Raw genomic sequence first — 13,239 nt, forward strand, 5'->3', positions numbered from 1 at the left:
GCTTTCCCATGTCAGACGTCGACGAGATCGACCACCGGCTGCTGCGCCTGCTCCGGGAGGACGGCCGCCGCACGTTCTCGGAGATGGCCGAGCGGATCGGCCTGTCGGTGGCGGCGGTCAAGCGGCGCGTCGACCGGCTCAGGGAGCTCGGCGTGATCACCGGCTTCACCGTCCAGATCGACTATGCGAAGCTGGGGTGGGGCATCGAGGCGTTCACCGAGCTGAGCTATCCGGGCACGACCCCGGTCGCCGAGATCGTCCGCACCGCGGCGACCGTGCCGGAGGTGCAGGAGGTGTTCACGATCGCCGGCGACCCCGACGCGCTCATCCACGTCCGGGTGCGCGACCTGGGCCACCTGCAGCAGGTCGTCGACCGGCTGCGCAGGGCGGGCGACGTGACGGGCACCAAGACATTGCTGGTGCTGGGTTCCTGGACGCGCGACACGCTGACGCCGCGGACGTCCTGAAGGGCTCTTGTCGGCATTATTTCGGAATGCCATTCTGGAATCCCGTCCTTCGGAGCGCGCGTCGTGGACAAAGAGGCCATTCGCCTGAAATATCGGGAAGAGCGCGACAAGCGGTTGCGTCCCGACGGCAACGACCAGTACGTCCGGCTCACCGGCCGGTTCGCCCGCTACCTCGACGACCCGTACACGCCGAGGACCGAGCGGGAGCCGAAGACCGACGACGTGACGGTCGCGTTCATCGGCGGCGGCTTCGCCGGCCTGCTCACCGGGGCCCGGCTCAAGGAGGCCGGCGTCGAGGACGTGCGCATCGTCGAGAAGGGCGGCGACTTCGGCGGCACGTGGTACTGGAACCGCTACCCGGGCGCGCAGTGCGACACCGCCTCGTACGTGTACATGCCGCTGCTCGAAGAGACCGGCCACATGCCCACGGAGAAGTACGCGCACGCGCCGGAGATCCTCGAACACTGCCGGCGCATCGGCAAGCACTTCGGCCTGTACGACGACGCGCTGTTCCACACCGAGGTCACCGGCCTCGAATGGGACGGGTCCCGGTCCCGCTGGATCGTCACGACTGACCGGGGCGACGCGTTCACGGCGCGCTTCCTGGCCATGGGCATCGGGCCGCTGCACGTGCCTAAGTTGCCCGGCATCCCCGGCATCGAGGACTTCCGCGGCCACTCCTTCCACACCAGCCGGTGGGACTACGACTACACCGGCGGCGACCCGTCCGGCGCGCCCCTGGACCGGCTCGGCGACAAGCGGGTGGGCGTCATCGGCACCGGGGCCACGGCCGTGCAGTGCGTGCCCCACCTGGCGCGGGCCTGCGGCGAGCTCCACGTGTTCCAGCGCACGCCGTCGTCGGTGGACGTGCGCGACAACCGGCCGACCGACCCCGAGTGGTTCGCCTCGATCGCCACCCCCGGCTGGCAGCGGCGCTGGCTGGACAACTTCACCGCCATGCAGACCGGCGTGCTCGCCGACGAGGACCTGGTGATGGACGGCTGGACCGACATCGCGCGCAGGGTCCGCAGCAGGATCGCCGAGCTGCCGCCGGAGGAGCGGACCCTGGAGCGGATGCTGGCCGCGTTCGAGGACTCCGACTTCGAGAAGATGGCGGAGATCAGGGACCGGGTGGACGCCGTGGTCGAGGATCCGGAGACGGCCCGCGGGCTGAAGGCGTGGTACCGCCAGCTCTGCAAGCGTCCCTGCTTCCACGACGAGTATCTGCAGGCGTTCAACCGGCCGAACACCCACCTGGTCGACACCGACGGCAAGGGCGTGGAGCGGATCACCGCGAAGGGCGTCGTGGCCGCGGGCCGGGAGTACGATCTCGACTGCCTGATCTACGCCTCCGGGTTCGAGGTGGGCACCGAGTTCACCCGGCGGGCCGGCTACGACCTGGTCGGGCGCGGCGGGGTCAGGCTTTCGGAGCGCTGGGCCGACGGCATGCGCACGCTGCACGGCATCCACGTGCACGGCTTCCCCAACGTCTTCATCGTGCAGCCCACCCAGGGCGCCAACCTCGTCTCCAACATCCCGCACAACCTCACCGAATCCGGCAGGACCATCGCGGCGATCGTCCGGCACGCACTCGACCACGGTCACCGCGAGGTCGAGGTGACCGCCGAGGCCGAGGACGCCTGGGTGGAGCTGCTGCTGACGGGGACGGGCGGGCTGCTCGGCGGGGCCGACTGCACTCCCGGCTACTACAACAACGAGGGCCGGGACGCCGGGCTGCTCGGCCGCCTCTTCGTCGGCTACCCGCACGGCGCGACCGCGTTCTTCGACTACATCGACCGGTGGCGCGCGTCCGGCACGTTCGAAGGGCTCGCCTTCCGCTGAGGTCGCGTCTCCTGTGAGGTTCCGGCCGTCCGGGGTAGCGGGCGATGGACGGCCTGAAAACCTGGAGGGGACGCTGTGACTGAGCACATACCTGAACACGATCCGCGCTCGCGGTTCGAGGACGAGGGGATCCCGGATCTTCAGGACGGCACGCCGGAGCAGCAGTGGGCCGAGGACCCGCAGGAGGCTCCGCTCCCGGCGGACCATCCCACCGCCGTCGACGACTTCGGCACCACCGTCGACGAGCAGATCCGGGGCGAGCCCTTGGAGGGCCGGCTGGAGCGCGAGGTGCCGGAGGAGGAGGCGTCGTTCGGCACGGACACGCCGGTGACCGTGCAGCGGGCCCCGTCCCCCGACCCCGACGAGCAACCGCTCACCGACGGAGGCGGACTGGGCGTCGGTTCCGACCTCGACACCGACTTCCAGGAGGACAGCGGGGTGGACGAGGGGGACTACCCGGACCGCGCCGGCCGCCTGGTGGCCGCCGACGAGGGCGCGCACCCCGACACCGAACCGGACGAGGTGGCCCGCGACGTCGGCCCGGACGCCGGCGGTTACTCCGCCGAGGAGTCCGCCATGCGGGTCGAGCCGGAATAGGGAGACCACATGACCAGAAAAGAAGGGGACAAGGGCGGTTACTCCGAGGAGGCCGGCTACATGGCCGGTCGCGACGACGAGTACAGCGTCACGGCAGGCTCCGACGAGAAGGCCGTGGCCGCCCGCACCGACGAGATCGAGGGCCACGAGGAGGTCGTCGCCGGTCCCAGCCCGCACCCGATGCCGCCCGGCGCGCGTGGCGACCAGGGCCACGGCGGCGATCCGGGCTTCCGCGTGCGAGGTCCGGTGGACGAGGCCAGGGAGGGCGAGGTCGAGGACGACGGCGAGAACCTCGCCGAGCGCGTCCCGGCCGGGGGCCACCTGAGCGGCGACACCGAATGGGTCGACTCCGACCTCGCCGAGGACCCGGACGCCGGCTCCGGCCGCACCGACGCGGATGACGGCGACTACCTGCCGGGCGAGGGCACCGGCCGGCCTTACTGACACGTACCGAACGAGGGAACGGTGGCATGGAGCAGCAGCGAGGCAGCGACAAGCACAGCCCCCGCATGGACGAGGAGCAGAAGCACGACAGCCGGTCGGAGGAGCACCAGCGGCCCGAGCCGACGGGCGACGCGCCGGGCGAGGAGAGGCTCTCCGCGCCGCGCGCGCAGGAGCCCGGCTCTCCGGAGGGCATGACCGCCGAGGAGGTGGACAGCCGCAGCAACCTGGCCCGCTGGGTCAGCGGCGTGCACGCCTTCCCGGCGGACAAGAAGGAGCTGGTGGAGCGGGCCCAGGAGCAGTTCGCGCCGGACGCGGTGCTGTCCGCGCTGCGGTCGCTGCCGGACCGCAGCTACGAGAACATGAACGAGGTGGCCGAGCAGCTCGGCATCGCCGGGCGGGGCCGGTTCGACTGACGGCAGGCACCGACCATGAAGGCTCCGCCCTCGCCCCGCGTCGCGCGTCCGGTGCTGTACCACCGCTGGTCCCGCATGACCTTCCTGCACTGGCGCTACCCGGCCGAGACGGTCCGGCCGCTGGTGCCCGGCCATCTCACGGTCGAGACGTTCGACGGCAGCGCCTGGGTGGGGATGACGCCGTTCCTGATGGAGGACGTGCGGGCGCCGGGCCTGCCCAGGCTGCCGTGGGTGTCGCGGTTCCCGGAGACCAACCTGCGCACCTACGTGCGTGACGAGCACGGGCGCGGCGGGATCTGGTTCCTGTCGCTCGACGCCGGGCGGCTGCCCGCCGTGCTGGGGGGCCGGGCCGGCTACTGGCTGCCGTACCACTGGTCTGACATGTCGGTACGGGTCGACGCCGGTCGATGGCGTTACCGGTGCCGCAGGATCTGGCCGGGGCCGCGGGGCGCCCGCTGCCACGCCGAGTCCAAGGTCGGCCTGGTGCTGTCGGAGCGCGAGCGGGACGAGACGGCGCACTTCCTGACGGCCAGGTTCAGGCTGTTCTCGCAGGTCGCGGGCCGGCCCGTCACCGCCGAGGTGGAGCACCCGCCCTGGCCGCTCCACCGCGCGGGACTGCTGGACCTGGACGAGACGCTGCGGCGCGCGGCGGGCCTGCCCGACACCGATGACGAGCCCCTCGTGCACGCCTCCCCCGGCGTGCCGGTCCGCATCGGCATGTGGAAGCCGCTCTGAGTCAGGCCGTGATCCGGTCCCAGGCCGGGATCGGCAGGACGATCACGGAGGCGGGGAACAGGCCGTGCTCCTCCTTGTCGATGTGCTCGTGCAGCCGCTTCACCGCGCCGAGCACCCGGTCCCAGTCGGGGTCCGCCCGGTCGACGGCGGCGAGCACGCCGTGGATCTCCGCGTGCTCCCCGCACAGCCGGTCGACCTCCCCGGTCAGGGTGCCCTCCTCGCGCAGCTCGGCGAACAGGCCCCGCTCCTCCTCCGCGGTGTGCGGCAGGAGCAGGGCGAGCAGGTCGTCGAGCAGGTCGCGCGCCTCGGCGTAGGCGGCCCGGTCGACGGCCATGCGCAGCGTGCGGGCGACCTCCCCGATCTCCACGTGCTCCGCCGAGAGCCGTCCGATCAGCGGGAAGTCGCGGCATCCGCAGTAGTTGCACATGCCACCAGTCTCACCGCCGGGCGCCGGGCCGGGCAGGGACCTTGGTCCCTGGTCAGGCGGCCGGAAGCCACAGGTCGGGGCCGAAGACCTCGTAGTGGAGGTCACGCGGCGCCACCCCGGCGCCGATCAGCCGCTCCCGCGCGTCCCGCATGAACTCGAGCGGTCCGCACAGGTAGGCGACCGCGTTCTCCGGGACGTCCACCCCGGTCAGGTCGATCCGGCCGGCCCGGCCGCCGGGGCCGTGCTCGTACCAGAAGACCCGGTCGGCGCCGGGCAGCGCGTCCGCCAGCTCCTCCATGTCGCGGCGGAGCGCGTGGTGCGCGGCCGAGCGGTCGGCGTGCAGCAGCAGGACGCGGCGCCGGTCGGCGGTGAGCGCCAGGTGCTGGAGCATCGCGGTGATGGGGGTGCAGCCGATCCCGGCGGAGGCGAGCACCAGCGGCCGGTCGCCGTCGCCGAGCGCGACGTCGCCGAACGGCGCCGACAGGGTCAGCTCGTCGCCGGGCCTGGCGGTGGCGTGCAGCAGGTTCGACACCTCGCCGTCGGGTGCGCCCTCGCCGCGCACCCGCTTGACGGTGATGCGGCGCTGCCCGCCCTCGCCGAAGCCGGAGATCGTGTACTGCCGGAGCTGCCGGACCCCGTCGGGCATGCGCACCCGGACGCTGACGTACTGCCCCGGCAGGGCCGGCTGGACGGGCTCGTCGCCCACGGGAGCCAGCACGAGCGACATGACGTCGGCCGTCTCCTCCCGCCGGTCGGCGACCCGCCAGGGGCGCCAGGTGCGGCCGTCGCGCGCGCCGGCCTCGGCGTAGATGCGGGCCTCCATGGCGATCAGCGCGCCGGCCATCAGCCAGTAGACCTCGTCCCAGGCGGCGGCGACCCAGGGCGTGACGGCGTCGCCGAGCACCTCGGCGATGGCGCCGAAGAGGTACTTGTGGACGATCACGTACTGGTCCTCGGTGATGCCGACGGCGGCGTGCTTGTGCGCGATGCGGGCCAGCAGGGCGTCGGGGCGCTCGTCCGGGTGCTCCAGGAGCGCGGCGGCGAAGCCGGCGATGGACCCGGCGAGCGCCCTGCGCTGTTCGCCGCTGCGCTGGTTGCCCCGGTTGAACAGGCCGTCGAGCAGTTCGGGACGGTCGGCGAACATCGTCTCGTAGAACCTGGTGGTGATCGTGTCCAGCGCCTCGCCGACGACGGGCAGCGTGGCGCGGACGACGGCCGCGCTCTCCGCGGAAAGCATGGGGGAACCTCCCAGATAATTGGAATCTGAGATGCATATTAAGTGGGCGGTCCCCCGGTCCCTCATTCGGGCGGGGCGGTCAGCGACAGCAGCACCGGCCCGGCGGGCGCCGCCACCAGCGAGGCGATCGTGATCTCGTCGAGCGAGGCGTAGAAGGCCTCCTGCGCCTCGCGGAGCGCGGCCCGCAGCCGGCAGGCGGCGCGCAGCGGGCACGGCATCAGCGCGTCCTCGCAGCCCACCACCTCGCCGTCGCCCTCCAGGCCGCGCACGACGGACCCCACCGACGCGCCGCGCCCCAGCGCCGTGAGCTGCAGCCCGCCGCCGCGCCCGCGCCTGGCCTCCACCAGCCCCATCTCGCTCAGCCGCGCCACCGCCTTGGCGGCATGCGTGTACGGGACGGCGAGCACGTCGGAGATGGCCCGCGTCGTCATCAGCTCGTCGCCCCGCTCCACGGCCAGGCGCATCACGATCCGCAGCGAGATGTCGGTGAAAGCGGTCAGGCGCATGGCCCACAGGTTAGGCCGTCCCCACCCGCGCTCCCGTCAGTATCCGGTCGATCACGTCGGCCGCCGAGTGGTCCCGCGGCAGTTCGGCCAGGAAGCCGGTGTCCTGGCCCAGCGTGAGCAGGGGCGGCTCGGCGTAGCCGTCGGGACGGTGCTGGCCGAGCCCGATGGCCGCGAGCAGCCCGTTGCACAGGCAGCGCCGCTCCTCGGCCTCCTCCGCCGGGCGGCCCTTGCGCACGTAGACGTCGACCGGCTCGGCCGCGCACCGGTAGCCGATCGCGCCGTCCGCCTTCTCGTACGGGGTGCGCAGGTAACCGAGATCGCACAGGCGCGGGCGATCGGCGTAGACCACCGGGTCGGCGAGCGTGCCTGGCACGTCGGCGACCTTGAAGGGGAAGCCGGTCGGCGAGGCCAGCGGGTCGTTGCGCACCCGGAGCGTGCCGTCGGCGGCGCCCCGCAGCAGGCGGTCCCGCAGCGCCGGGTCCAGGCCCGACTCCCGGCAGAGCGCGAAGGCCGAGCCCACCTGGATGCCGTTCGCGCCCGCGGCCAGCGCACCGGCCAAGCCGTCGGCGGTGCCGTAGCCCCCGGCGAGCCAGAACGGCAGCCCGATCGCGGCCACCTTGGCGACGTCCACCTCGTCGCGCGGCCCGTACACCGGCTCGCCCGCCTCGTCGAGCGTCATCCGGCCGCGCGGCGGCGCGCTGTGGCCGCCCGCCACCGGCGACTCCAGCACGAACCCGTCGGGCCTGGTGCGCGGCGTACGGGCCAGGTAGGCGGCCAGCACGTGCGAGGACACGATCGCGAGCAGCCGGGGCCGCGGCAGCGGCGGGAGCGTCCGCCCGAACAGCCGGTTCGGCTCGACCGCCACCGGCCGCCGGTCGCCGTCCGCCACGGTGACGGCCACCTCGCCCCGGCGGTGCGCGGCCAGCTCGTCCAGCAGGTGCGGGATCTCCGCCGGGATGCCGGCGCCGACCAGCACGTAGTCGACCCCGGCCAGCATCGCGCCGTAGAGGGCGGCGGGCGTGGCCATCTGGATCTTCTCCAGGTAGTTGACGCCGACCAGTCCGTCGTGCCCCTCCTTGGCCAGGTACACCTCGGCGAAGTTGGCCACCACGGTCAGCTCGTCCAGCGCGCGGCTCTGCCGCAGGCCCAGCCGGGGCACGGGCCGGTACGGCGTGCCCTCGGGGATGCCGCCGGGCACGAAGTAGCGCCGCAGCACCCGCGCGGCCACCTCGGGCACCGGGAAGGCGGCCAGCGCCCGGCGCAGGTCTCCGCCGGGATCGCCCCGCTGCAGCCGCCGGGCCAGGGTGAGGTCCAGGGCCGTCCCCGACACCACGCCCAGCTGCCCGGCGCGGGACACCGCCCGCGCCAGCCGCCATCCTGACACTCCCACGCCCATGCCGCCCTGGATCAGGACGGGCGGGGCGTCGTGCACACTCCTGCCCATGGTGGCCAGTGCAGCACGCGGGCCGGGTGGTGCTGTAGGGGCCAAAGTCCTTCCCGCCGGTGACCCCCGCCCCTACCGAGGGACCGCCACCGGCCGATGTCATGCTGGCAGGCCCTCGCACCGTTGGAGGAGTGACCGCTCGTGACCGCACGCATCAAGGCCGGGCTCCCGCCGCCCTACGACGGGATGTACACGGCCTACGCCACCGCCCTGGCCGGTGCCCGGCTCGCCGAATCCAGCAAGTCCCGCTACCTCACCCGGGTGCGCGCCTTCCTGACCTGGACCGCGGACGCCTCGGCCCGCGGCGTGCTGGGCCACGACCCGCTCGGCGACATGTCCGCCGCCATCCGCGCCGCGCACGGCTACCACCGCCATCTCAGGGACGGCGGGTACGCGCCCGCGACGATCGACGGCGTGCTGGCGGCGGTCGACGACTTCTACGGCCGCCACGGCATCGGCGCCACGGGCGCCCGCCGCGAACGCTCCCGCGCCTAGTCCGGGAAGTCGAGGACCAGGTACTCGTACTCGGCCGGGCCGGTCAGGTCGAACCGCTTGTCGCCGTCACGGTCGATGAAGATCGACAAGTGGAGGTCACCCTTCCACTCGCCGGCCGGGGTCGTGGCGTCCCCCTTCTGGATGGTCGAGAACAGGACCTTGTCCGTGGTGTCCGAGTGCTCGGCGAGCCGGTCGCCGATCAGGTAGTTGTGGGCCTCCTCGTTCAGGTAGAGCGTGCCCGACCCGTGCTCGTAGTCGGCGATGCCGGTGCCGGGGCTGTAGCAGGTGTGGTCCTCGACCTTGGTGTCCCGCTCGATGCGGAAGACCGAGTCGTCGGTCCAGGCGCAGATCTGGGCGGCGGTGTCCTTCGGGAGCTTCGGCAGGCGCAGCTCGAACGGCTCCGCCTTCATGGAGACGGTGCTGATCTCTTTGTCGCTGAACTCCTTGTCCTCGTCGGTGAACGCCATCGTGCTCGCCGCGCCGCCCTGCCACACCTCGATGCCCAGGCGGGGCGAGCGGGCGATCTGGTTCTCGACCGGTGAGGGGCTGCCGGAGGCCGCCGACCCGCCGGGGCTCGGGGTGGGGGTGGGGGTCGCCGGGCGGTCCAGGTTGAGCACGAGCGTCACGGCCACGGTGGCCACCGTCACGGCTGCGGCGACGAGCGACGCGCCGATGGCCATCCCGGCGCGCCTGCGGCCGGGCTCGGTGGTGGGCGATCCGGTCGGCCCGGACCCCCACGGGGTGTTCACGTACCCGGGCGGGGGCGTGGAGCCGGGCGGGGGTGTGGAACCGGGCGGGGGTGTGGAACCGGGCGGGGGTAGCGGCACCGGCGGGCCGCTCGGCGGCGGGAGGGAGCCCGGCCTGGCCGTCGGGAAGGCTTCCTGGCGCTTGTCCATCAGGCCGAGCAGCGTCTGCTGGGCCGTCGGCCGCCGGGCCGGGTCCTTGACCAGGCAGGCGGCCACGTACTCGCGCAGCCGTCCCGACAGCCGGCCCAGGTCGGGCTCGCCGTTGAGAATCCGGTTGATCACGGCGGGCATCGGCTCCTGCCCGAACGGCGGGCGCCCGTTGGCCGCGAACGCGATCGTGCACGCCCAGGCGAACATGTCGAGCGGCGCCCCCGCCGGATGCCCCGCCAGCTGCTCGGGCGACATGTACGCGGGAGTGCCGACGATCCCGCTGGCCGGAGCGGCGGTGCCCTCGAACGGCCGGGCGATGCCGAAGTCGATCACCCGTGGGCCGTCGGCGGCCAGCAGCACGTTGCCGGGCTTGAAGTCGCGGTGCACGATGCCCGCCGCGTGGATGGCGCCCAGGGCCGTCGCGGTGGCCACGGCCAGCCGGTCCAGGTCGGTGCCGGTCAGCACGCCGCGGTCGCGCACGGCCTCGTGCAGGGACGGGCCTTCCACGTACTCGCTGATCACGTACGGCGGGTCGGACTCGGGGTCGGCGGCGAGCACCCGCGCGGTGCAGAACGGCGCGACCCGCTGGAGCGCGGCCAGCTCGCGGTGGAAGTAGCGCCGGGCGTCGGTGTCGTTGCCGAAGTCGGCGTGCAGGAGCTTGACCGCCACCTGCTGCCCGGAGTCCGACTCGCCGAGGAACACCACCCCTTGCCCGCCCTCGCCGAGGCGTCCCCGCAGCGCGTAGCCGGCGATCTGGGTGGGGTCGTTGGCGCGGAGGGGACGGATGCCGCTGATCGAAGGCATGCCGTCGATTGTGCCGGACGAGGCGATCGTCCGGCTTGCAGGCTGCTTGACGACGGCCTCCGGCAGAGGTTATCTTCGGAACGAATATAAAGGAAACTTTACTAATAGTTTCCTGGACGCGCGACTCCCATCCCACCCCCCTGTTCACCCCTCCAACCGGATGTCGGAGCATCATGAAACACAGAGTCCTGGCCATCCTTGCCGCGTTACTCATGCCGCTCACCGTGCTGGTCGCCGTCCCGGCGACGGCCTCCGCCTCCTCCTCGGGCATGTCCGCGCTCGCCGAGTGGGCGCCGTGGACCTCGTACACCACGGGCACCCGGATCACCTATCAGGGCGTCGAGTACGAGTGCCGTCAGAGTCACACGTCGCAGCCCGGCTGGGAGCCGCCGAACGTGCCGGCGCTGTGGCTGCCGACCGGCGGCGGAGGCGGTGACACGCAGGCCCCGTCGGTGCCGGGCAACCTGCGCTCCACCGGCGTGACCAGCGCCAGCATCTCCCTCGCCTGGAACGCCTCCACCGACAACGTCGGCGTCACCGGCTACGAGGTCTACCGAGGCTCCACCCTCGTCACCACCGTCACCGGCACCACCCACACCGACACCGGCCTGAACGCCGACACCGGCTACACCTACACCGTCCGCGCCCGCGACGCCGCCGGCAACCGCTCAGCCGCCAGCGCCGCCGTCACCGCCAGGACCTCCACCGGAGGCGGCAACGACACGCAGGCCCCCTCGGTGCCGGGCAACCTGCGCTCCACCGGCGTGACCAGCGCCAGCATCTCCCTCGCCTGGAACGCCTCCACCGACAACGTCGGCGTCACCGGCTACGAGGTCTACCGAGGCTCCACCCTCGTCACCACCGTCACCGGCACCACCCACACCGACACCGGCCTGAACGCCGACACCGGCTACACCTACACCGTCCGCGCCCGCGACGCCGCCGGCAACCGCTCAGCCGCCAGCGCCGCCGTCACCGCCAGGACCTCCACCGGAGGCGGCGGAGGCGGGGACAAGGTCCTCGGCTACTTCGTCAACTGGGGCGTCTACCAGCGGAACTACCACGTCAAGAACATCGACACCAGCGGCTCGGCGGCCAAGCTCACGCACATCAACTACGCCTTCGCCGACGCGCGGAACGGCGGCTGCGCGCTGACCGACACCTACGCCGACTACGACCGCTTCTACAGCGCGGCCGAGAGCGTGGACGGCGTCGCCGACACCTGGGACACCGGAGCCCTGCGCGGCAACTTCAACCAGCTGCGCAAGCTCAAGCAGAAGCACCCGCACATCAAGGTGCTGCTCTCGGTCGGCGGCTGGACCCTGTCCGGCGGCTTCGGCCAGGCGGCCCGGAACCCCGCCGCGTTCGCCGAGTCCTGCTACCGCCTGGTCGAGGACCCGCGCTGGGCGGACGTCTTCGACGGCATCGACATCGACTGGGAGTACCCGAACGCCTGCGGCCTCACCTGCGACACCAGCGGCCCGGCCGCGTTCCGGAACCTGATGCAGGCGCTGCGCGCCCGGTTCGGCTCCGGCAACCTGGTGACCGCCGCCATCACCGCCGACGGCACCAACGGCGGCAAGATCGACGCCGCCGACTACGCGGGCGCAGCCCAGTACGTCGACTGGTACAACGTCATGACCTACGACTACTTCGGCGCCTTCGCGGCGCAGGGCCCGACCGCCCCGCACTCGCCGCTCACCTCCTACAACGGGATCCCGACGGCCGGGTTCTACTCCGACGCCGCGATCCAGAAGCTGAAGAGCAAGGGCATCCCGTCGAGCAAGCTGCTGCTCGGCATCGGCTTCTACGGCCGCGGCTGGACCGGCGTCTCCCAGTCCGCCCCCGGCGGCACCGCCTCCGGCGCGGCTCCGGGCACCTACGAGGCGGGCATCGAGGACTACAAGGTGCTCAAGACCCGCTGCCCCGCCACCGGCACCGTCGCGGGCACCGCGTACGCGCACTGCGGCAACCAGTGGTGGAGCTACGACACGCCGGCCACGATCGGCGGCAAGATGGGCTACTCGAAGAACCAGGGCCTCGGCGGCGCGTTCTTCTGGGAGCTCAGCGGTGACACGACCAACGGGGAACTGATCACCGCGATGCGGAACGGCCTGCGCTGACCCGCTGACAGGTGAAGGGCCGGCCCCGCGATCCGGGGCCGGCCCTTTCACGTCCGCCGGTAACCGCGCACGTGATCGACGGTGAACTCCTTCGGGTACGGGCCGCTTTCGGGCCCGGGGAACTCGTAGACGTTGAGCATGAGCTGCATCGGATAGGCCGGTGACTGGCGGACCGTCCTGATGTGCTCGCCGTCCACGAAGAAGGACACGCGGTCAGGCGTCCACTCCGCCGCGTAGGTGTGGAAGTCGCGGGCGTCGATGGGCAGCGTCTCGCGGGTGAAGTCGTCGGTGATGGCGGGGTCGCCGAACGGGTGCACGCCCATGCCGACGCCCGTCGAGTCCGGGCCGACGTCGCGGCCGAAGATCTCGCAGACGCAGATCTCGGCCGAGCGCTCCGGAGCGTCCTCGTATCCGATCATCCAGAGCGCGCACATGGCGCGCGGGTCGTCGGTGACCTTGGCCCGCATCTCGATCAGCCCGTAATGAGGGGTGTAGAGGCGGACGTTCGCCTGGGCCTCGCGGACCACGGCGGCGCCGCGCCCGTGCTGGCCGACCGAGCTGCCGACCGGGCCCGCGAACACGCCGGTCTGCAGCGACGAAACGCGCAGGCCGCCCTCCAGCTCGGGGCTCCACGGCGGCTGGTCCTCCTCGATCAGCAGCCGCAGCCGCCCGCCGCCGGTGCGGTAACGGGCCGGCGAGCGGTCGCCGGTGGTCCACTGCGGCAGGTAGCGCGCCACCCACCTGCGCGCGTCCAGCTCGTCGTCGTCGAAGGTGTCTTCGAACTCCAGCTCGTACCCGTCCTCACGCAC

General features: G+C 72.5%; 14 protein-coding genes. 8 read left to right on the forward strand and 6 right to left on the reverse strand.

All coding sequences use genetic code 11. The features are described 5' to 3' along the window. Window positions 1–8: 8 nt before the first annotated feature. The 6 genes from FR742_RS33840 (at window position 9) to FR742_RS33865 (ending at window position 4,498) form a co-directional block, all read left to right on the forward strand. Window positions 9–467, forward strand: a complete 459-nt coding sequence (locus tag FR742_RS33840) for an Lrp/AsnC family transcriptional regulator (RefSeq protein WP_148035372.1) — start codon at window positions 9–11, stop codon at window positions 465–467. Between the two features lie 63 nt (window positions 468–530). After that, window positions 531–2,309, forward strand: a complete 1,779-nt coding sequence (locus tag FR742_RS33845; protein WP_148035373.1) for an NAD(P)/FAD-dependent oxidoreductase — start codon at window positions 531–533, stop codon at window positions 2,307–2,309. A 75-nt stretch (window positions 2,310–2,384) separates the two neighbouring features. Next, window positions 2,385–2,906, forward strand: a complete 522-nt coding sequence (locus FR742_RS33850) for a DUF5709 domain-containing protein (protein ID WP_148035374.1) — start codon at window positions 2,385–2,387, stop codon at window positions 2,904–2,906. Window positions 2,907–2,915: 9 nt separating this feature from the next. After that, complete coding sequence (locus FR742_RS33855) at window positions 2,916–3,350, forward strand: hypothetical protein (RefSeq protein WP_148035375.1); 435 nt, start codon at window positions 2,916–2,918, stop codon at window positions 3,348–3,350. A 26-nt stretch (window positions 3,351–3,376) separates the two neighbouring features. Beyond that, window positions 3,377–3,763 (forward strand): DUF2795 domain-containing protein, encoded by a 387-nt coding sequence (locus FR742_RS33860; protein WP_148035376.1) that lies wholly within the window; start codon window positions 3,377–3,379, stop codon window positions 3,761–3,763. A 15-nt stretch (window positions 3,764–3,778) separates the two neighbouring features. Continuing rightward, window positions 3,779–4,498 (forward strand): YqjF family protein, encoded by a 720-nt coding sequence (locus FR742_RS33865; protein ID WP_148035377.1) that lies wholly within the window; start codon window positions 3,779–3,781, stop codon window positions 4,496–4,498. Window position 4,499: 1 nt separating this feature from the next. Here the strand turns inward: FR742_RS33865 and FR742_RS33870 are convergent, their stop codons facing one another. The 4 genes from FR742_RS33870 to FR742_RS33885 form a co-directional block, all read right to left on the reverse strand. Then, window positions 4,500–4,925 carry a hemerythrin domain-containing protein gene (locus FR742_RS33870; protein ID WP_148035378.1) on the reverse strand — a complete coding sequence of 142 codons (426 nt, stop codon included), beginning with the start codon at window positions 4,923–4,925 and terminating at the stop codon, window positions 4,500–4,502. Between the two features lie 52 nt (window positions 4,926–4,977). Then, window positions 4,978–6,162, reverse strand: a complete 1,185-nt coding sequence (locus FR742_RS33875; protein WP_148035379.1) for a globin domain-containing protein — start codon at window positions 6,160–6,162, stop codon at window positions 4,978–4,980. Window positions 6,163–6,224: 62 nt separating this feature from the next. Further along, window positions 6,225–6,668 (reverse strand): Rrf2 family transcriptional regulator, encoded by a 444-nt coding sequence (locus tag FR742_RS33880; protein WP_148035380.1) that lies wholly within the window; start codon window positions 6,666–6,668, stop codon window positions 6,225–6,227. A gap of 10 nt (window positions 6,669–6,678) precedes the next feature. After that, window positions 6,679–8,112: a nitronate monooxygenase gene (locus FR742_RS33885; RefSeq protein ID WP_148035381.1), complete on the reverse strand. Its 1,434-nt coding sequence runs from the start codon at window positions 8,110–8,112 to the stop codon at window positions 6,679–6,681. A gap of 141 nt (window positions 8,113–8,253) precedes the next feature. On the opposite strand from FR742_RS33885, the gene FR742_RS33890 reads away from it, so the two are divergent. Next, window positions 8,254–8,607 carry a hypothetical protein gene (locus FR742_RS33890; protein WP_148035382.1) on the forward strand — a complete coding sequence of 118 codons (354 nt, stop codon included), beginning with the start codon at window positions 8,254–8,256 and terminating at the stop codon, window positions 8,605–8,607. On the opposite strand, the gene FR742_RS45420 is transcribed toward FR742_RS33890, so the two are convergent. Continuing rightward, a complete protein-coding gene (locus FR742_RS45420) occupies window positions 8,604–10,307 on the reverse strand; it encodes a serine/threonine-protein kinase (RefSeq protein WP_222709227.1) in 1,704 nt (567 codons plus the stop codon). The genes FR742_RS33890 and FR742_RS45420 overlap by 4 nt on opposite strands. A 173-nt stretch (window positions 10,308–10,480) precedes the next feature. On the opposite strand from FR742_RS45420, the gene FR742_RS33900 reads away from it, so the two are divergent. Beyond that, complete coding sequence (locus FR742_RS33900) at window positions 10,481–12,430, forward strand: glycosyl hydrolase family 18 protein (protein ID WP_148035383.1); 1,950 nt, start codon at window positions 10,481–10,483, stop codon at window positions 12,428–12,430. A gap of 47 nt (window positions 12,431–12,477) precedes the next feature. Here the strand turns inward: FR742_RS33900 and FR742_RS33905 are convergent, their stop codons facing one another. Then, window positions 12,478–13,239, reverse strand: a complete 762-nt coding sequence (locus FR742_RS33905) for a glycoside hydrolase family 16 protein (protein WP_187281494.1) — start codon at window positions 13,237–13,239, stop codon at window positions 12,478–12,480.

The sequence above is a fragment of the Nonomuraea sp. C10 genome (genome assembly GCF_008017515.1).
Lineage (GTDB): Bacteria > Actinomycetota > Actinomycetes > Streptosporangiales > Streptosporangiaceae > Nonomuraea > Nonomuraea ferruginea.